General features: G+C 64.7%; 16 protein-coding genes. 2 read left to right on the top strand and 14 right to left on the bottom strand.

The window, feature by feature from the left end; genetic code table 11:
• Positions 1–42 precede the first annotated feature (42 nt).
• From BUA26_RS08005 to BUA26_RS07965, 9 genes are all read right to left on the bottom strand, one after another.
• The gene (locus BUA26_RS08005; RefSeq protein ID WP_072759377.1) at positions 43–2,484 is read right to left on the bottom strand and encodes a GH92 family glycosyl hydrolase; all 2,442 of its coding nucleotides are present in this window, start codon (positions 2,482–2,484) and stop codon (positions 43–45) included.
• Between the two features lie 425 nt (positions 2,485–2,909).
• Positions 2,910–4,433 (bottom strand): CoA-acylating methylmalonate-semialdehyde dehydrogenase, encoded by a 1,524-nt coding sequence (locus tag BUA26_RS08000; RefSeq protein ID WP_072759375.1) that lies wholly within the window; start codon positions 4,431–4,433, stop codon positions 2,910–2,912.
• Between the two features lie 175 nt (positions 4,434–4,608).
• Positions 4,609–5,403 carry a 5-deoxy-glucuronate isomerase gene (gene iolB, locus BUA26_RS07995; protein WP_072759373.1) on the bottom strand — a complete coding sequence of 265 codons (795 nt, stop codon included), beginning with the start codon at positions 5,401–5,403 and terminating at the stop codon, positions 4,609–4,611.
• Positions 5,400–6,314 (bottom strand): myo-inosose-2 dehydratase, encoded by a 915-nt coding sequence (gene iolE / locus BUA26_RS07990; RefSeq protein WP_072759371.1) that lies wholly within the window; start codon positions 6,312–6,314, stop codon positions 5,400–5,402. The genes iolB and iolE overlap by 4 nt, the downstream gene beginning before the upstream one ends.
• Before the next feature lie 7 nt (positions 6,315–6,321).
• On the bottom strand, positions 6,322–8,241 hold the full coding sequence (iolD, locus tag BUA26_RS07985) for a 3D-(3,5/4)-trihydroxycyclohexane-1,2-dione acylhydrolase (decyclizing) (RefSeq protein ID WP_072759369.1): 1,920 nt from the start codon (positions 8,239–8,241) through the stop codon (positions 6,322–6,324).
• Complete coding sequence (iolC, locus tag BUA26_RS07980; RefSeq protein ID WP_072759367.1) at positions 8,238–10,184, bottom strand: bifunctional 5-dehydro-2-deoxygluconokinase/5-dehydro-2-deoxyphosphogluconate aldolase; 1,947 nt, start codon at positions 10,182–10,184, stop codon at positions 8,238–8,240. The genes iolD and iolC overlap by 4 nt, the downstream gene beginning before the upstream one ends.
• A 39-nt stretch (positions 10,185–10,223) precedes the next feature.
• On the bottom strand, positions 10,224–11,027 hold the full coding sequence (locus tag BUA26_RS07975) for an ATP-binding cassette domain-containing protein (RefSeq protein WP_072759364.1): 804 nt from the start codon (positions 11,025–11,027) through the stop codon (positions 10,224–10,226).
• Positions 11,028–11,037: 10 nt separating this feature from the next.
• On the bottom strand, positions 11,038–12,192 hold the full coding sequence (locus BUA26_RS07970) for an ABC transporter permease (RefSeq protein WP_072759362.1): 1,155 nt from the start codon (positions 12,190–12,192) through the stop codon (positions 11,038–11,040).
• A 67-nt stretch (positions 12,193–12,259) separates the two neighbouring features.
• On the bottom strand, positions 12,260–13,291 hold the full coding sequence (locus tag BUA26_RS07965) for a sugar ABC transporter substrate-binding protein (RefSeq protein ID WP_072759360.1): 1,032 nt from the start codon (positions 13,289–13,291) through the stop codon (positions 12,260–12,262).
• A 345-nt stretch (positions 13,292–13,636) separates the two neighbouring features.
• On the opposite strand from BUA26_RS07965, the gene BUA26_RS07960 reads away from it, so the two are divergent.
• Both BUA26_RS07960 and BUA26_RS07955 read left to right on the top strand, forming a co-directional pair.
• Positions 13,637–13,846, top strand: coding sequence for a hypothetical protein (locus BUA26_RS07960; protein ID WP_143154203.1), 210 nt, complete (start codon positions 13,637–13,639; stop codon positions 13,844–13,846).
• Between the two features lie 120 nt (positions 13,847–13,966).
• Positions 13,967–14,587, top strand: a complete 621-nt coding sequence (locus BUA26_RS07955; RefSeq protein WP_072759356.1) for a GNAT family N-acetyltransferase — start codon at positions 13,967–13,969, stop codon at positions 14,585–14,587.
• 57 nt (positions 14,588–14,644) lie between these two features.
• On the opposite strand, the gene BUA26_RS07950 is transcribed toward BUA26_RS07955, so the two are convergent.
• The 5 genes from BUA26_RS07950 to BUA26_RS07930 all read right to left on the bottom strand — a co-directional run bounded on the left by BUA26_RS07950 (position 14,645) and on the right by BUA26_RS07930 (position 18,232).
• The gene (locus tag BUA26_RS07950) at positions 14,645–15,076 is read right to left on the bottom strand and encodes a YybH family protein (RefSeq protein WP_218587786.1); all 432 of its coding nucleotides are present in this window, start codon (positions 15,074–15,076) and stop codon (positions 14,645–14,647) included.
• Positions 15,077–15,129: 53 nt separating this feature from the next.
• The gene (locus tag BUA26_RS07945) at positions 15,130–16,044 is read right to left on the bottom strand and encodes a sigma-70 family RNA polymerase sigma factor (protein ID WP_083572911.1); all 915 of its coding nucleotides are present in this window, start codon (positions 16,042–16,044) and stop codon (positions 15,130–15,132) included.
• 15 nt (positions 16,045–16,059) lie between these two features.
• Positions 16,060–16,365 carry a hypothetical protein gene (locus tag BUA26_RS07940; protein WP_072759352.1) on the bottom strand — a complete coding sequence of 102 codons (306 nt, stop codon included), beginning with the start codon at positions 16,363–16,365 and terminating at the stop codon, positions 16,060–16,062.
• Between the two features lie 134 nt (positions 16,366–16,499).
• Complete coding sequence (locus tag BUA26_RS07935; RefSeq protein WP_072759350.1) at positions 16,500–17,132, bottom strand: glutathione S-transferase family protein; 633 nt, start codon at positions 17,130–17,132, stop codon at positions 16,500–16,502.
• Positions 17,133–17,344: 212 nt separating this feature from the next.
• On the bottom strand, positions 17,345–18,232 hold the full coding sequence (locus BUA26_RS07930; protein ID WP_072759348.1) for an SDR family oxidoreductase: 888 nt from the start codon (positions 18,230–18,232) through the stop codon (positions 17,345–17,347).
• Positions 18,233–18,247: the final 15 nt, after the last annotated feature.

Below are 18,247 nucleotides of genomic sequence, written 5' to 3'. Positions count from 1 at the left end.
TGTTCTCGTCTGAAGGGTTTTGGGGAAGTCGAACTTGCATGCTCAACTGGCCGCGTTACCGAATGATGGCGGCCGGTCGGCCAGCGCGGCACCGAAGTGCTCGTTGGGCGCCGCGCCCATATCGAAAATCAAGGTACCTCCGGCCGTCAGTTCGGCGTGGCTGATCCAGCTGCGCGTCCACGGCCGGCCGTTCCACGAGACCGACTGGATGTAGGGACGATCCGGACCGTTGTTCCGGCTCTTCACCGTAAGCACGCGGCCCTCGCCGACATCGACTTCCGCATGGTCGAGCAGCGGACTGCCGAATACGTAGTTCGCGCTCACCGGATCGACCGCATACAGCCCCAGCGCACTGAGCACGTACCAGGCGCTGATCTGCCCGCAATCCTCGTTGCCCGCAAAGCCATCGGGCGCAGTGCTGTACATGGTGTCCAGCAGCATGCGCACGCGCGCCTGGGTCTTGTGGTGAGCTCCCGCATACGCATACAGGTAAGCCACGTGATGGCTGGGTTCGTTGCCGTGCGCGTACTGCCCGACCATGCCGGCGATGTCCGGCGGCGCGTCGGCGGGCAGTGCCGGATCGGCGTTGAACAGCCCATCCAGCTTGCGCTCGAAGGCATGCTCGCTGCCGAACAGTTTCATGTATTCGTACAGGTCATGCTGGTTGAGAAAGGTGGCCTGCCACGCATTCGACTCGGTGAAGTCGCGCCATGTCGCGGCGTGGCCCATGCCACGCGGATCGAACGGTTCCAGCCAGCGGCCGTCGCTGGCGCGTGGCCGCACGAAGCTCAGCTTGCGGTCGAACACATGCTGATAGTTGCGCGAACGCTGGCGCAATTGTTCGGCGTCCGCGTGCGCGCCAACAGCCTCGGCGAGATGGGCCAGCGCCCAGTCGTCGTACGCGTATTCGAGCGTCTTGCTGACCGCTTCGTTTTCCTTGTCGCTGGGGATGTAGCCGAGCTTGCGGTAGAGCGGCAGCCCGCGGTAGTCGTCGTCCATGGCGCGTTTGCGGAATACCGGCCACGCCTGTTCGTAGTCGATGCCACGGAAACCCTTGGCATGCGCTTCGGCCAGCACCACGGCAGAGTGGTGGCCGATCATGCAGCCGGTCTCCACGCCTTGCAGCGGCCACACCGGCGGACCGTCCGGACTTTCGACGGCCATCCGAACCAAGCCGTTGACCAGGTCCGGCACGCGCTCGGGCTGGTACAACGTCAGCAGCGGGTGCAGCGCACGATAGGTATCCCACAGCGAGTAAGTGCTGTAGTTGTGTTGTCCGTTCGGCAACTGATGCACCGCCATGTCCATGCCGCGATAGCGGCCATCGACGTCGCTGAACAGGGTTGGCGCCAGCATGGTGTGGTACAGCGCACTGTAGAAAGTTCGCCGCACCGGCTCCGAGGAGGTCTCGACACGAATGCGGCCGAGTTCGCGCTCCCAGCTGGCAGCGGCGGCGTGCTGCACCTGCTCGAAATCCCAGCCGGGTATTTCCGCCTGCAGATTGCGCAGCGCGCCTTCGGTATCCACCGCCGAGATGCCGACTTTCACCAGCAGCGGCGCATGACCGGCATCGGCGTAATGCAGTGCGGCCTTGAGCTTGTCGCCCTTCGCGGTGTGCGCGGAATCGGGCAGGAGCGCGTCGTCGACGTACAGCGCGGCATGCTCGAACGGGCGCGACAACTTCATCGCGAAATAGATGTGCCGACCCTTCGCCCATTCGTGTACGCGTCGGCTGCCCACTACGGTGTCGTTGCCGATCACACGCAGTTCGGCATCGGTGACCCTGGCGGGTTGCGCGGGATCGGTGTGATAGCCGTGGGCGAGATCGAGCAGCATATGGCCCGCGCCGGGCCGCTGGAAGGTGTAGCGATGCAGGCCCGCGCGCGGCGTGGCTGTCAGCTCGGCCAGGATGTCGTGATCGGTCAGGCGTACCCGGTAATAACCCGGCTGCGCCTGCTCGGAGGCACGGTCGTAGCGCGACCGGTAACCCTGTCCCGGATGCGCGTCGTTATCCCCTGACAGCAGCGGCGAGGTGCTCGACACGCCGTCGTGCTTCGAGCGGTAGTTCTCGTTCGGCAGACCGCGGCTGCCCGGCTGCAGCAGTACCGGCCCCTGCGTGGGCATCAACAACACATCGAGCATGTCGCCAATGCCCGTGCCGCTGAGATGGGTATGCGAAAAGCCCATGATCGAGCCGTCGCCCTGGTGATAGCCCGAGCTGGCATCCCATCCGCTGTTGTGGGTATCGGGGCTGAGCTGCACCATGCCGAACGGCAGCGAAGCCCCTGGGTAAGTGTGTCCATGACCACCGGTGCCGGTGAATACGTCGACGTAGCGAGCCCATCCGCCGGCTGCCGTGGCTGCGCCTTTGACGGCAGGCGCCGCACGGTCGCCGGCGGTAGCGAAAGCCGTCTGCAGGCCAAACCGGCTGCCAAGCAAAGCCAGTGAGGTCGCACCTTGCAGGAACTGTCTACGGGTCACCATTCACGCTCTCCCCCATACGCAAATCGACGACAGAAAACGGAGTTGCGCCAACGGAATTTCGCGAATATCGAAGGGCAGTGCTGCGCTGGCCGGGCAAGGATGCGTGCGCTTGCGCACATTTGCAACTTGCATTGCACAAATTGTTAACGATAGAAATTAACTTCTGATTGCAGTGATGTGGCAGTTAGTTGAAGCTCGTCATTTTTCGCGTGGAGCAGTGCTGTGCGGAGAGATCGCGAGCCACGGCAAAGCTTCCCCCAGCTGCGGAAGGGGTTACGCGGTGGCGCGGTTTCAGCGGCGTCGTAGGAGCGACTTCAGTCGCGATGCGCACGCAGTGCGCCACTGTTTACCGGGCGCCTGGGGCCGCTGGCGCGGCCATCGCGACTGAAGTCGCTCCTACAGTGGGTGCGCGGTGCCGTGCGGGCTCAGTGCGTGGGCATCGCGAATTGCGCGCCGGCGCCGGCCGCTTCGGCCAGCCAGCGTTGCGTAACGGCTTTCTGCCGGGTGTAGAAGCGCACGGCCTCGGAACCGTGGGCGTGGTGGTCGCCCATCAAGCTCTTCTTCCAGCCGCCGAAGCTGTGGAAGGCCATGGGCACGGGAATCGGCACGTTGATGCCTATCATGCCGACCTGCACGCGATGGGCGAATTCGCGTGCTACGTGGCCGTCGCGCGTAAAGATCGACGTGCCGTTGCCGTATTCGTTTTCGTCGACGAGCCTGAGCGCACTGGTGAAATCCGGCACGCGAACGATGCATAGCACCGGACCGAAAATTTCATCCCGGTAGATGCGCATGTCGGAGGTCACGCGATCGAACAACGTTCCGCCCAGGAAGTAGCCGTCTTCGCAACCGGCAACGCGACATCCGCGCCCGTCGACCACCAGTTCGGCACCGGCGGCGACGCCATCGTCGATATAGCCGATGACTCTCTCACGGTGCTGGGCCGTGATCAGAGGTCCCATCTCCACTTGTTCGTCCATGCCGTTGCCGACGCGCAGCGCACGCACCTTCGGTGCAAGCCTTTCGACCAGCGCATCGGCCGTGGCGTCACCCACCGCCACCACTACCGAGATCGCCATGCAGCGCTCGCCTGCCGCGCCGTAGCCGGCACCGATCAGCGCATCGGCCGCCTTGTCCAGATCCGCGTCCGGCATCACCACCATGTGGTTCTTGGCACCGCCCAGCGCCTGCACGCGCTTGCCGTTCGCGGCGCCTCGCGCATAGATGTATTCGGCGACCGGGGTGGAGCCGACAAAACTCACGGCGCGCACCTTGGGGTGATCGAGTAGCGCATCCACGGCTGCCTTGTCGCCTTGCACAACATTGAAGACGCCGTCGGGCAAGCCCGCCTCCTTGAGCAGGTCGGCCAGCATCAGGCTGACGCCGGGATCGCGTTCGGACGGCTTGAGCACGAAGCTGTTTCCGCAGGCGATCGCCATCGGGAACATCCACATGGGCACCATCGCGGGGAAATTGAACGGCGTGATGCCGACACACACGCCCAGCGGCTGGCGCATGGTCCAGGCGTCGATGCCGTTGGCGATCTGCTCGGTGTAGTCGCCCTTCAGCAGTTCCGGAATGCCGCAGGCGTATTCGACCACTTCCAGGCCGCGCACCAGTTCGCCCTGGGCATCGGAGAGCACCTTGCCGTGCTCGCGGGTGATCACCGCGGCGAGCTTGCGCATGTCGCGCTCGAGCAGTTCCTTGAATCGGAACATGACGCGCGCCCGCTTCAACGGCGGCGTCTGCGCCCATGCGGGGAATGCGGCCTCCGCGGCCTTGACGGCGGCATCCACCTCATCCGGCGTAGCCAACGCGATCGTGCCTGTCCGCGCGCCGCTGGCGGGATTGTAGGAGGGCACGTCGGCTCCGCTGCCGGCATGGTGCTGGCCGCCGATGTAGTGGCCGATCGTCGTGACCGGAATGTGTTCGGAAGCTTGAGCGGACATGTCGGATTACCTCTCACAATGCAGATATCTCCCTCTCCCCGTCGGGGAGAGGGTTGGGGTGAGGGGCGGGTGCTTGCGGGAACATATAGTCGAAGCGCGCTTCGATCGATGTCGTCGCGAGCACCCGCCCCTCATCCGTCCCTGTGGGCCACCTTCTCCCCTCAGGGAGAAGGAATTAAGTCATCAACCACTCGTGCGCCGGGTCGTTCTTGAAGTGCCATTCGCGGCGGGGGCCTGCCATCACGTTGAGGTAGTAGCCGCGATAACCATGCGGCATCACCACCGGGTGATAGCCGCGCGGCACCATCACCACGTCGTGGTCGCCTACCGCCATCGATTCGTCCAGGTCGCGCGCGTCGGTGTACACGCGCTGGAAGGCGAACCCCTGCGGCGGGTCGATGCGGTGGTAATAGGTTTCCTCCAGAGCGCTTTCGGAGGGCAGGTTGTCGGTGTCGTGCTTGTGCGGCGGATAGCTGGAGGAATGCGCCGCTGGCGTGACCACTTCCACTACCAGCAGCGATTCGGCCGGCTCGGTTTGCGGGAGGATGTCGCAGACGTAGCGCGTATTGCTGCCCTGGCCGCGGGCGGAGCGTTTCATGCCGGCCGCGGGAATCAGGCGGATCGGCAGACGGCGGCTGGCCGGCGCGGTGGCCAGCGCCAGCTCCACCGTGTCATGTGCCGTGATCTCGAACCGCGTGCCGGGTGGCGCATAGACGGCATCGGGCGAACGTTCGTCGAATACGCTCTGGCGGCCGCCCAGATGTTCGAAGCGCTGCGTATCGGCAACCACGTCGGCGCTGCCGGTCAATACCACCAGGCAGCCTTCGCGACCGGCGGGCAGCATCAGCCGCAGGCTTTCGCCCGGCGCAAGACGGAACGCCTCGAAGCCCACGTGTTTCCAGCCCGCCGACGCCAGCGTGATCTTGACGATTTCGCAGCCCTGCGGCCGTCCCTTCACCAGCAAGCTCATGCGACCTCCTGCAACGGCGAACCGTCGAGCAGTGCGCGCAAGGTGCGGTAGCCCTTGCTGGCGTAGGCGTAGCTGGGCGCGACGGCCGGGTCCTGTTCCGCCTCGACCACCAGCCAGCCCTGGTAATCATGCGTACGCAGAACATCGACGATCGCGCCGAAGTCGATGGCGCCGTCACCGGGCACGGTGAACACGCCGTTCAACACGGCGTCGAGGAAGCTCCACTGCCGATTGAACGCGTGGCGAACCATGGCCGGGCGCACATCCTTGCAATGCACATGACAGACGCGACGGATGTGCTTGCGGAGTATGGCCAGCGGGTCGCCGCCACCGAACCAGGCGTGACCGCTGTCGAACAACAGCCCGACGTCCTCGCCGGTGTACGCCATGATGCGGTCGATGTCGTCGGGCGCTTCCACGTAAGCGCCCATATGGTGGTGGTACGCCAGCCGTACGCCATGCTCCAGCAGGTAGCGGCCGAATGCGGTGAGTCGCTCGCCGTAGCGCCTGAAGGCATCGTCGTCGCGAAAGCGCGGGCGCTTATAGAGTGCGACCGACGGCTCGCCCTGGATGGAATCGGCCACTTCGCCATACACCATCACCCGGCAACCGTTTTCGGCAAGCAGGCGCAGATGCGGACCGACGGCGGCGATTTCCTCCTCCACCGAACGCTGCGCGAGCCGACCCGAATACCAGCCGGACACCACCTCCAGACCATAGCCGGCCATCAGCTCGCGCAGGGCCGCCGGCTCGCGTGGAAACTTGTTGCCCAGCTCGAAGCCCTGGTAGCCGATGGCACGGCCTTCGGTCAGCGCGGTCGACAGCGGTGTCTCGCCGCCGAGCGCGGGGAGATCGTCGTTGCTCCAGCTGATCGGGTTGATGCCGATCTTCACGTCAAATGGCTTGGCCATAGTTCTTCTATCCACGAGTCTTCCCATCCCGAGTTTTCCCTGGGGAGGTGCCGAGCTGCTGCTTGGCCGCTTCGTACTTGCGCCTCGCCTCGCGCACGTCCGCACGGTCGGATACTTCGGGCACGGCCACGTCCCACCAGCAGCCACCTTCCGTAGTGATGCGGCGATGGTCGGTGTCGATGGCAATCAGATAGGTGCGAGTAGCGGCGCGGGCGCGGCGCAACGCCTGTTCGAGCTCGGCGATGCTGCGCACGTGCTCGGCTTCGGCGCCCATGGCGCGCGCGTGCGCTGCGAAGTCGATGGTGGGAACGCCATCCGATCCGTGCAGGCGGTCATCCAGCCGGCAGTCATCCAGCATGTTGTTGAACGGCGCGCCGCCGCAGGCTTGTTGCAGCCGGTCGATGCAGCCGTAGCCGCGGTTGTCCAGCACCACCACGATCAGTTTGTGGCCCAGCATCACCGACGTGGCAATTTCCGCGTTGAGCATCAGATAGCTGCCGTCGCCGAGCATCACGATCACTTCGCGATCCGGTTTGGCCATCTTTACGCCCAGGCCGCCGGCGATCTCGTAGCCCATGCAGGAGTAGCCGTACTCCATGTGGTAGCCACCCGGCGTTTCGGTGCGCCACAGTTTTTCCAGCTCGGCCGGCAGCGTGCCCGCGGCACCGACCACGATGTCGGTGCGCGCCGAATCGTCGTGCGAGCGCTGCACTGCTCCAATGATTTCACCGTCGTAAGGCAGCGTGCCTGGCGGGAGTTCGCGCCGGCCGGTGATGCCGTCCACGATGGCGCACCACTCGGCGGCGGCATGCTCGGCTCGCTCGCGCCACGCGCCGTCGGCGCACCACGGGCCGAGCTCGGCGGACAAGGCGTCCAGGCCCAATCGCGCATCGGCAAGGATCTGCACGTCGCCGCCTTTCAGCGCGTCGTAGCCGTTGACGTTGAGGGTGATGACGCGCGCCGAGCGATACAGCGCGTTGGAGCCGGTGGTGAAGTCCTGCAGGCGCGTGCCGATCGCCAGCACGACGTCGGCGTCGGCCAGCAAGTCGTTGGCGGCGGTGGCGCCGCAGACACCGGCCGGCCCCAGCTGCAACCGGTGCTGCCAGGCCAGCAAGCCCTTGCCGGCCTGGGTCTCGGCGACCGGCACGCCATGCGTTTCGGCGAAGTGGCGCACCGCCGCGCTGGCCCTGGCGTACAACGCGCCACCTCCGACGACCAGCACGGGCCGCCTGGCGTCACGCAAGGCCTGCGCTGCTGCGGCGATGTCGTCGGCAGCCGGCGGCATGCTGCGGAATGCGTGCACGCGTTCGGCAAAGAAGTTTTCGGGCCAGTCGTAGGCTTCGGTCTGCACATCCTGCGGTAGTGCGAGCGTGACCGGACCGCACAGTGCGGCATCGGTCAGCACGTGCATGGCGCGAGGCAGGGCGGTGAGCAGTTGTTCCGGCCGCACGATGCGGTCGAAGTAGCGCGACACGGTGCGGAAGCAGTCGTTGACGCTCACGGTGCCGTCGCCGAAATCCTCCAGCTGCTGCAGCACCGGATCCGGCGCGCGCGAAACGAAGATGTCGCCCGGCAGCAGCAGCACCGGCAAGCGGTTGACGTGTGCCAGCGCGGCGGCGGTGAGCAGGTTGGTGGCGCCGGGACCGATCGAGGTGGTCACCGCCATCATGCGTCGCCGCATGTTCGCCTTGGCGTAGGCGATGGCGGCATGGGCCATCGCCTGCTCGTTGTGCGCGCGATAGGTCGGCAGCCGGTCGCGCTGCTGGTACAGCGCTTCGCCGAGTCCGGCCACGTTGCCATGGCCGAAGATCGCGAACACGCCTGCAAACAATGGCAGAAGGTCGCCGCTCTCCTCGTCGCGCACTTGCTGCGCGGCGAGGTAGCGCACCAGCGCCTGGGCCATGGTCAGTCGCACGGTAGCGCTCATGCCGCGACCCCGTCGCTCCGCGCGTGCGCCTCGCGCGCCTGTCGCCAGAGTCCCGCCAGTTCGGCGAACTGCTGCGCGGCCTGCGTCACCAGCGTCGCATCGTCGATCTCGCCCTGCAGCCACGCACGCGCCGGCTCGAGGAACAGGCTACGGCCGACCGCGAAGCCGCGACAACTCGCGCTGCCTGCGGCGGCATGGAAGCCCTCGGCCAGTTCGGCGAACGGTGCATTGAGACCGAGCAGCACGACGCCGCGGCAATACGGATCGCGTTCGGCGATGAGCGCATCGATCGCGGCCCAATCCTGTGCGGGCAGCGGTGCCAGCTTCCACCATTCGGGGCGGAGCCCCAAGTTGTAGATGCGCTTCATGGCGCGCAGCATGCGCTCGCCCGGCGTGCCGGTGGCGTGCAGATTGAGCGGCGGAATCACTTCCAGCAACAGCTCGTGGCCGCTCTGCAGCACGGCGTCGTAAAGCGTGCGCAGCTGGGTTTCCTGCTCCAGCCGCGTTTCCGGTGTGCCGTCGGGATCGAACGGCACCAGGCATTTGACGACGTGTTCGGCCGGCCAGTGCTGCAGCTGGCTGCCAAGCGAGCGGCCGTATTCGAACTCCAGCGGGTTGGAGCCTGGCATTTCCACCGGGCGGCCGATCCACCAGCCGCGGCCGGTGGCCGCGTTCAATGCGTCCTGCCCGTAGCGCTGGTCGATCAGGACGCCCACGCGCTGCTGCAGACCGAGCTCCCGCTCGGTGAGGGCTACGGCCTCGACCAGCAACTGCTTGAGCCGGGGCAGGCGCGATTCGTCCGCCCCGCATTCGCGGGCCAGCTCGTAGAACTGGCTGCGATGATCGAAGGCGAAAATATGCAGGTCGTTCCAGACCCGGCGCGGCACGCTGGCGCGATGCAGGTGCGCCAGCTCCTTGTCGCTGTCGGGTTGTCGCAGACGCCCGCCGTGGGCGAGAAAGTAATCGAGCTCTGCGCGGCTCGGCATGGCCGGCGCGCAACCGTGCCGCGATACCACCAGGGCGCCGCAGGCGTTGGCATAACGGCAACTGCGCTCGATGCCCTCGCCGCGCAGCCAGCCGTACAGGAACCCGGCCATGAAGGCATCGCCGGCACCCAGTACGTTGAGCACCTCCACGCGGCTGCCGCCATGAGTCGGTGCCTGATCGAGGTCGGCCGGAACCGCACCCTCGATCACGCTACAGCCGAACGCGCCGCGCTTCACGACCAAGGTGCCCGCGGTGACGGTGCGGACGGCATGCAAGGCGGACATCAGATCGGTGCTGCCGCCGGCGATCTGGAATTCTTCCTCGGTGCCGACGATCAGGTCGAACTGCGGCAGGATCGCCTGCAGATGCGCGGTGACGCCCGCATCGGCGACGAAGCGTGTCTCGCCATCGCCGCGGCCGGTCAGGCCCCACAGCACCGGGCGGTAGTCGATATCCAGCACCGTGCGCACGTCGTGCTTGCGCGCGAAGCTGAGTGCCTTGTCGCTGGCGGCATGCACGCCGGGCGTGGAGAAGTGGGTGCCGGTGATCGCCAATGCGCGGCTGGAGGTGATGAACGCCTCGTCGACATCGCTCTCGTCGAGCGCCATGTCCGCGCAGTTCTCGCGATAGAAGATCAGCGGAAAGGTTTCCCTGTCCTTGATGCCGAGCAGCACCAGTGCCGTGAGGCGTTGATTGTCGATGCGCACCTGACTGACATCGCAGCCCTCGCGGATCAGCGTTTCGCACAGGAAGCGCCCCATATGATCGTCGCCGACCCGGCTCAGCATCGCCGTGCGCAGGCCGAGCCGCGCCGTGCCGAAGGCGACGTTGGCGGAGGATCCACCCAGATATTTCGCGAAACTGGTGGCATCTTCCAACCGTGCACCGGGCTGTTGGCCGTAGAGATCCACGGCCAGGCGGCCCAGACAGATCAGGTCGTACTTGCGTTCGTTCATCGCTGGCCACTTATGCAGAGGAATGGGCGCGGTAAAGGCTCAGGCAGTCGCACGGCCTTCCAGTTCGTCGATCAGGCCTTGAATCTCCGCGCTGCCGGACATCATTTCGAGTACTTCTCCTTCGCTGATTCCGCTCTTGAGGAAGGTGCCCATGGACTTGCCGCGATTGAGCACGGTGAAGCTGTCGCCGATCGGGTAGGCATGGTGCACGTTGTGGGTGATGAAGATCACCGAGATGCCGCGCTCACGTGCCGTGTGGATCAGCTTGAGCACGTTGCAGCTCTGCTTGACCCCGAGCGCCGCGGTCGGCTCGTCGAGAATCAGTACCCGGGCGCCGAAGTGGATCGCGCGCGCGATGGCCAGGCACTGCCGCTCGCCGCCGGACATGGTGCCGACCGGCTGCTGCGGCGAGCGCACATGGATGCCCATCTCGGCGAGTTTCCGGACCGAGACGTCCTCGGCGTACTTCATGTCCATCACCGGGATCACGCCGAAAAGCTTGCGCATCGGCTCGCGTCCGGCAAAAAAGTTGCGCGCCACGCTCATCAGCGGCACCAGCGCGAGGTCCTGGTAGACGGTGGCGATACCTCTGTCCAGCGCCTCGCGCGGCGATTTGAAATTCACCTCCTGGCCCTCGATCAGATAGCGGCCGCGGTCGGGGCGGTGCACGCCGGCGAGCGTCTTGATCAAGGTGGATTTCCCGGCGCCGTTATCGCCGAGCAGGCAATGCACTTCGCCCCGTCGCAGGCGCAAGGTGACGTCTTGCAGCGAAATCACCGTGCCGAAGAACTTGCTGATGCCTTCGAGCTGCAGGATGTAGTCGTGGCTGTCTCCGTTGGTCATGGCGACGCCCTCACTTGGCCGTGCCTGCATGTGAGCGGCCCGCATGCGAGCGGCCTGCATAGGAACGTATGTAGTGGTTGAACAGCACCGCCAGCAGCAGCATGGCGCCGAGGAACACCCGGTACCAGTCCGAATCGATGCTGGTGAAGGAGATGCCGACCTGCACCACGCCGAAGATCAACGCGCCGAAGCAGGCGCCCAGCACCGAACCGTAGCCGCCGGTAAGCAAGGTGCCGCCGATCACCGCCGCGATGATGGCTTCGAACTCTTTTTGCAGGCCGCGATCGGCTGCCGCGGAGCCGACGTCGGCCACCTGCAGCACGCCGAACAGGCAGGCGCAGAACGCGGTGAACACGAACAAGCTGATCTTCACCCGGTTCACCGGGATGCCCGCGTTCTTGGCCGTGTTGTTGTCGCCGCCGACGATGAACACCCAGTTGCCGAAGCGCGTGCGCGACAGCATGAAGCCCGCGCCGCCGGCCATCGCCAGCCACCAGAGCAGCACCTTGGGAATCCCGTTGACCACCGGTTCGCCGTTCGGCAGCTTGCCGACCAGGCCGGCACGGGCGAGCCACGCGAACAGGTGGTGGAACGTGCTGCCTTGAAAAAGCGTGTGCACGACGGGATCGGCGCCCAGCTTGTCGCCCACGCCGCTGACGATGGTGCTGTTGGAGAAATGCGTGGACAGCACCAGAGTGAGGCCGCGCAGGATGAACATGAAGGCCAGCGTCACGATGAAGCTGGGCAGCCGGGTGCGTACCACCAGATAGCCGTTCAGCCACCCCAGCGCCATGCAACCGGCGAACGCGAACAGCACCGACGCCCAGACCGGCCAGCCCAGGAACATCGCAGGCACCGCCACCATCATGCCGGCGAAGCCGATCATCGAGCCGATCGAAAGATCGAACTCGCCCGCGATCATCAGTACGCACGCACCCACCGCAATGATGCCGAGATAGGCGGCGACCTGAGCCCAGCTCATCACGCCGTCGAGGTTGAACATGCCCGAGTCGCCGGCAAAGATGCCGAACAGCGCGAACACCAGCACGGTGCCCGCGATGGAGCCGAACTCCGGGCGGTTGAACAGGCCGCGCCACGGCGAAATGCGCCTGACGCGCTCGTCCGGCTTGTTCGTGATCGCGGCCTGCGAAGTCGTCACGCTCATGAAGTCTCCGATGTCACTGCGCCGTATCGGTTTTCCATCGCGTTATCTCCGGGCACTGTCTGCGGCCTCAACGGAATTGGCCGGCATATTTCGCGACCAGGTCCACGTTGTCCCGGGTGACGTAGGACGGGCCGGTGCTGACACCGTTTGCACCGTAGACGGGGTCCAACCCATACGTCTTCAGGCGCGCCTGGAATTTCGGATTGGCCTTCAGCGTGGCGATGATCGTGGCCGGGTCGCGCGTATGGCTCTGGTGTGCGATGGCGAGCGCGGCGATCGCGATATAGCCCTGCAGATAAGGCTGCTGGTCGATCGCAAAAGCGACCTCGCCGCTCTTGATGCCGGCGATGATGGCGGGCGACAGATCGAAGGTGCAGAAATAGATCTTGCCGACGAGGTTCATCCGGCGCAGCGCCTGCAGTGCGGGTTCGGCCGAGCTGGGGCCCAGCGCCAGCACGGCCTGGGTATCGGGATGGTTGCGCAGGTAGGCGCCGGTCTTGCTCTGCACCACGGTGGGGTCCACGCCGGAATCGATCATCGACTTGCGCACGTCGACCCCTAGGGCATCGGCGAAACCCTTGCAGCGCTGGAACGAAGCGGCATTGGTGGCGTAGTGGTTGACGCAGACGAACGACTTGACGCCGGCGGCCTTGGCGCGCGTGCCGGCCGCCTTGCCCGCGTCGTACTCCGGCTGGCCGATGTGCATGATCGCACCCAGCTTTGCGCTCTCCTGCATGGTGCCGGAGTTGATCGTGACGACGGGGATGCCCTTGGCGGTGATGCGGGCGGCGGGCTTGGACAACACGTCGTAGTCGGCGATATCGAAGGCCACGCCGTCGTAGTTGCGCGCGGCCGCTTGCTCGAGAAGCCGCGCCATGCCGGCGAGGTCGCCGTCGGGCGGATTGCGGTAATCCACTTGCACGCCGTAGTCGTCGCCGGCCTGCTTGATCGCGTTCTTGACCGTGTTCCACCAGACATCCGAATCGGCGGCGTGGCTGATCAGCACGAGGTGCCCAGAGGTTGACGGCACGTTCGCAGCAGACGCTGCCGTGATGCCGGCAAGCGCCAGGATCAGTGCCGATATCCATCGAGTACGCATAAGGTCTCCAGAGCGTCGGTACCGGCTCCGCTCGGCAGTGCGGGGTGATGACGCGCGACGCCGGAACGTTGCGCGGACTGGTTGAGGATAGGAACCTTCACGCAAATTGCAACTTGCATTGCACAAATATTAATTTTAGAAACAAACTTCCATTCAAGCCGCCGGCATGTGCTTCCCGGTGCGCATTTGACAGCTCTTCTACTACAGGACGGCTATTGTGCGCCTCCACGGATCGGCCGGAGTTTCTTCGTGGAGAGACATCCGGCGCGAATCCCGCCGCCCAAGGCCGACACCCAGGGCGATCAAGCGTGACCACGGTCGAGTCGTGGTGCGCTACCCGCCTTGGTGAAACAGCGGCTCGGCAGCTACAGCCCGATGGACGGGCCGGTCGTCATTTTCCATTTGGCCCACGTGCTGGGTGTGGCCTTGCTGGGACCGTTTGTGGCGAAGGAAGGCACGTTCGTCTTCGGCACCCGCGAATCGTTGATCGTGTGCGCGGCCCTGCTGCTGGGAGCGGCGGTGACCATCATGGTGGGCGCTCGCAGCAAGAGCTAGAGAGGATGCGAGAGGACGCAAAGGGCGCGGCTTTCCTGATACCTTTTCCGATGCCGACCACGCATCGCGTCGGCCACGTCCGAAGCTCTCTCTTCTCCCTCAGCAAGCACAAACCCGTTCATGAACCCATTCACTCTCGAAGGCAGGCACGTCCGTCTGGAACCCTTGGGCGAGCAGCACGTCGACGGCCTGGCCGCAGCTTCGGCAGGCGATCCGGCACTTTACCAATGGAGCCCGGTGCCTCGCGGCGAAGCCGAGGTCCGTCGCTACATCGATACGGCGATCGGCTTGAACAAGGTGGGCAGCGCCGTACCGTTCGCGATCATCCGACTAAGCGATGGCGAAGTCGTGGGGTCCACCCGTTTCTGGAACCTCGAACATTGGCTCTGGCCACCAGGCCACGCGTTGAACGGAGCCCATGCAGTCGATGCGTGCGAGATCGGCTACACGTGGTTGGCGAGGTCGGCGATTCGAACCGCGATCAACACGGAAGCAAAATTACTGATGCTCTCGCATGCCTTCGAAACCTGGCGCGCACTTCGGGTCTGTCTTCATACGGATGCCCGAAATCTCCGCTCCCGCGCCGCCATGGAGCGTCTGGGTGCCAGTTACGAGGGAACCTTGCGAGCCCATCGCTTGGCGGCCGATTTCACTGCGCGGGACTCCTTGCGTTTTTCGTTTCTGGCCGAGGAATGGCCTGCGATCAAGCAAAGGCTGGAAAACCACGTCAACCGCGAATGAAAAACCACAGACGGTAGTGGACGTTCGCTGATCGGAACCCGCGCTGATGGGGACAGATCATTGTCGCTGGGTGATCGCCTTGAGATCCTCGAAGCCGATCGGCGCCGAGGTGTGCTCGTGCACGATCCTCCACGTCCCCTCGCGCCGCATGAGTGACCAGGTCAGCCGATTCTGCATCGATCGCAGCGCGACACCTTTTCCCGACACCGCCGTATACGTCACCACGGCGCTGATGAAGGCCATATCCGATCCTTCATCGGTTCGGACATCCGCCACGTCGACTTCGACGGTTTCTTCCTGCAGCGATCCGAACCACTGCTCGATGGCCGCTCGCCACGCCGTGGCGCCGTCGTATTCCCATACATTCCACGCGTCGAAAACGCGCACATCGTCGGCATAGAGGTCGAGCACGCCCTCCACGTTCCTGTCGAAGACAGCGGTGCGGTAGCGGTCCAGAACATTCGCCGCCTGGTCTCTACTATCGTTCACGTGCACTCCTCGGTATTTCGTTATCGCCATGCTGCCAATCGGGTAGGCGGCGCTCAGTACGCGCCCATCGACGGACTGATCACGATCATCTCGGCGGACTCGGTCACATAGCGGGCATAACGGAAGTCCCGGATTCTCGCGATATCGTCGTGGGTCCATTCGAGCAGGACGAAATACGATGGCGGCGCAGCCGGATCGTTCGGGTCCAGCACCAAAAGCGCAGGACGCCGATCGACCAGGCCAAGGGCCAATCGCCAGTCGTGGGCGCCGGCATAGTTGTGGAAGTACCTGGAAACCTGTTGACGGCCTTCCATGCGCGTGCGGGCGACGAGCTCTAGTCTCACGTCGTCCGCCAGCAAATCCCGTATGGCGTCGAAGTCACGGGCATTGAAGTGATCGACGTAGTTTGCGAGCCGCTTCAGATCTGCCTGGCTCAACGTCGGCAGGACGATGTCATGCGGCTCGTCGGCGAGTTCGCGCATCCGGGTTCGGGCCCGATGCAAAGCCGCCTTGACCGCAGGGACACTCAGCCCGGTGATGAAGGCTACTTCCTGCAGGGAGTAGCCGAGGACGTCCATCAAGATGGCGCAACCACGCTGGGCGACTGGCAGATACATGAAGGTTCTGAGGCTGGACGCAGCGACATACTGATCCGTTGCCGATGCAGTGGTGTCGATGATCATGTCGGGATCCTCCTCCGACCAGGTGGACTCCTGTCTCTTGCGGCGACGCAAGAAATCCACGGCTGCATTGTGCGCAACGCGGAAAAGCCAGCGCTCCAGACTGTCGATCGGCTTTTTGGGAGACGCCTCGAACGCCTTGACCAGCGCTTCTTGAACGATGTCCTCTCCATCGACCACCGAGCCCGCCATCCGCGAACAGTAGCGATGCAGCTTGGGGCGCAGCTCCTTGAGACTTTCCTCAAAGGAAAGGTGCTCCACGGCTTCTTTCGGGGTCGATAGCGTCATGTCGCGGGCCAATGGTCAGGCGGTATCGGGGAGCATGCCGTAAGAGCCCACCACGGTCACTTCGCTGGCCTGGGGCCGGACCAGCCACCGCTCGCCGGCATTTTTCTGGAACGCGCGGAACGCCTCGAAATCCGACAGCGGCGGCGCCCCGTCGCGTTGCTCGACCAGGTGCACGAAACATCCTTCGCCATGGCGCAAAACCATATAGCGCAGCCCGTCGGGGGCATGGGTGTGCAGTGCATCGAAAACGTTGCCGATCAGGCGTGCGTTCTCCTCCGCATGCTCCGGCTTGGTCGTGTACGTCACAAGTGTCCGCTTCATGGATGGCTCCTCGATGGTCAGAGTAGGGTGCCGCGGCGCTCTGGCCGCGAAGGCTCCCTTACCTCTTTAAGACGAATGAGAACGGCCAAAGGATTCGCTCGCGCCGCCCCGCCAACCGACCGCATGCAGGACTCTCATGTGCGTGGGTCGGTCGTCACCACACTCGCCCGCGTGGAATGCCGCTCCAGATAACGCCGCAGATTCGGCGCCGATTCGATCGCACGGCCGCCCTCCGGCAACTGCCGCACGGGGATAAGCGTGGACAGCAACAGCGCGTCGGCGAACGTGAACCTGTCTGCAGCGAGGAACCCCGTGGCGGCGACTCTCGCGTCCAGCATCGCGATCAAAGCCTCCATCTGCGGCAGGGCCTCGTCGGCCACGGCCCGGTCGACCGACCCGTCGGGTGTGTTAGGAAAGAAGTAGGCGAAGGCGTATTTCCTTACCAGGATCGGATCGACCGATGTCGCCACGATCGACACCCATTGCCCGATCTCGGCGCTCAGCGCGGCCGTTTCGGCCTGGACCATCGGCGGCTCGGGGAACAGCCGCTCGAGATAGGCGACGATCGGCCAGGATTCCGCGAGGGTGAAATCGCCATGACGCAAGACCGGGATCAAGCCCAACGGATGGATGGCGGCGACCAGCGGCGACCGCGGCGGCTCCGGAAGGTAGTCGTACTCGATCGACTTCTCCTCGCATACGATCCTGACCGCACGCGTGAAATTGCTCTGCGGTACTCCGAATATCTCGATCTTGTGATGGCTCATTTCCACGATGCTCTCCTCGGTTGTCGGTCGAAAGGGACTTAGCCGCGCCATGCATGGCCATGTGCCCGCGTGAGGAGGTCGTTGCGCAACAGCGGCCAACGGAAGATCGGACGCGGTGCAAGGACATCCCTCGCTTTCTCAGACGTTCCCGACGAGGCAAAGGATTCGGGGTGACCGAAAAGCCGGGTCGTTCGATCGACGCGCCGCCTCTGTCAGGCCGCCGGCCCACCGCGAAAATCATCGGCGTGGCGTTGAGCGAATTCCGCGAACGTGGTCGGTCGAACGCCGAACACCGTGTGCGTGCCCAGGTACACCCTCGCGGCCGGCCGCTTGAGACGTTCGGCCGTCTGTTCGTCCAGCGCATCGGCGAAGCCGACTGATACGCCATTGGCGAGCAGGGATCGACGGCGTTCCTCCGGGCTGATGGCTACGTAGCGAATCTCCCGGCCGATCGCAGCCGAGATCCGCGCCGCGATCTTTTCCATGGTCAGTGCCTCCGGTCCCGTCATATCCAGGCTCTCGCCCTCATGGCCGCCATCGCGCAGCAACCGGAATGAGACCTTCGCAATATCGCCAATATCCACCGGCGACAGCTCGATGTCGGCGAAGGGCAGGCGCAGGACGCCTTTTGCCGCGATGTCAGGCACCTCGCGCAGGTAGACCTGCATGAACTGCGAAGGGCGGATATGTGTCCACGCGAGACCCGATCCTTCGAGATGGTCTTCGATTTCCTCGTGCATGCGCGTGAACCGGAACTTTGCGGGGTCGTACCCGATTCCCGATTCCGCGCCCGAGAACTTGACGACGTGCCGGACCCTGGCGCGCCTGCAAGTGTCGATGAAGCGGCATTGCGTCTCGACCATGTCCGGCGTCGCGGACGAGATCATCAGAACGCGCTCGACTCGATCGAGTGCCGCGCAAAGGCTTTCCGGTCGGGCCATGTCTCCCTCCACGAGCTCCACTCCGGGCGTGCGATCGAGCCCTGCTTCGGATGCCTTGGCGAGACTCCTCACCAGCACCCTGACCGGATGCCTTTCGCGGGCGAACTCGCTTATCGTCATCCGTCCGTTCAGGCCGGTTCCGCCGGTCATCAGGATCATGGCATCTCCTTTCAC

The organism is Rhodanobacter sp. OK091 (assembly GCF_900142825.1).
In the GTDB taxonomy this organism is placed as follows: Bacteria; Pseudomonadota; Gammaproteobacteria; order Xanthomonadales; family Rhodanobacteraceae; genus Rhodanobacter.
The sequence above is the reverse complement of the archived record's forward strand: the minus strand, read 5'-3'. Positions and strand labels throughout refer to the sequence as shown.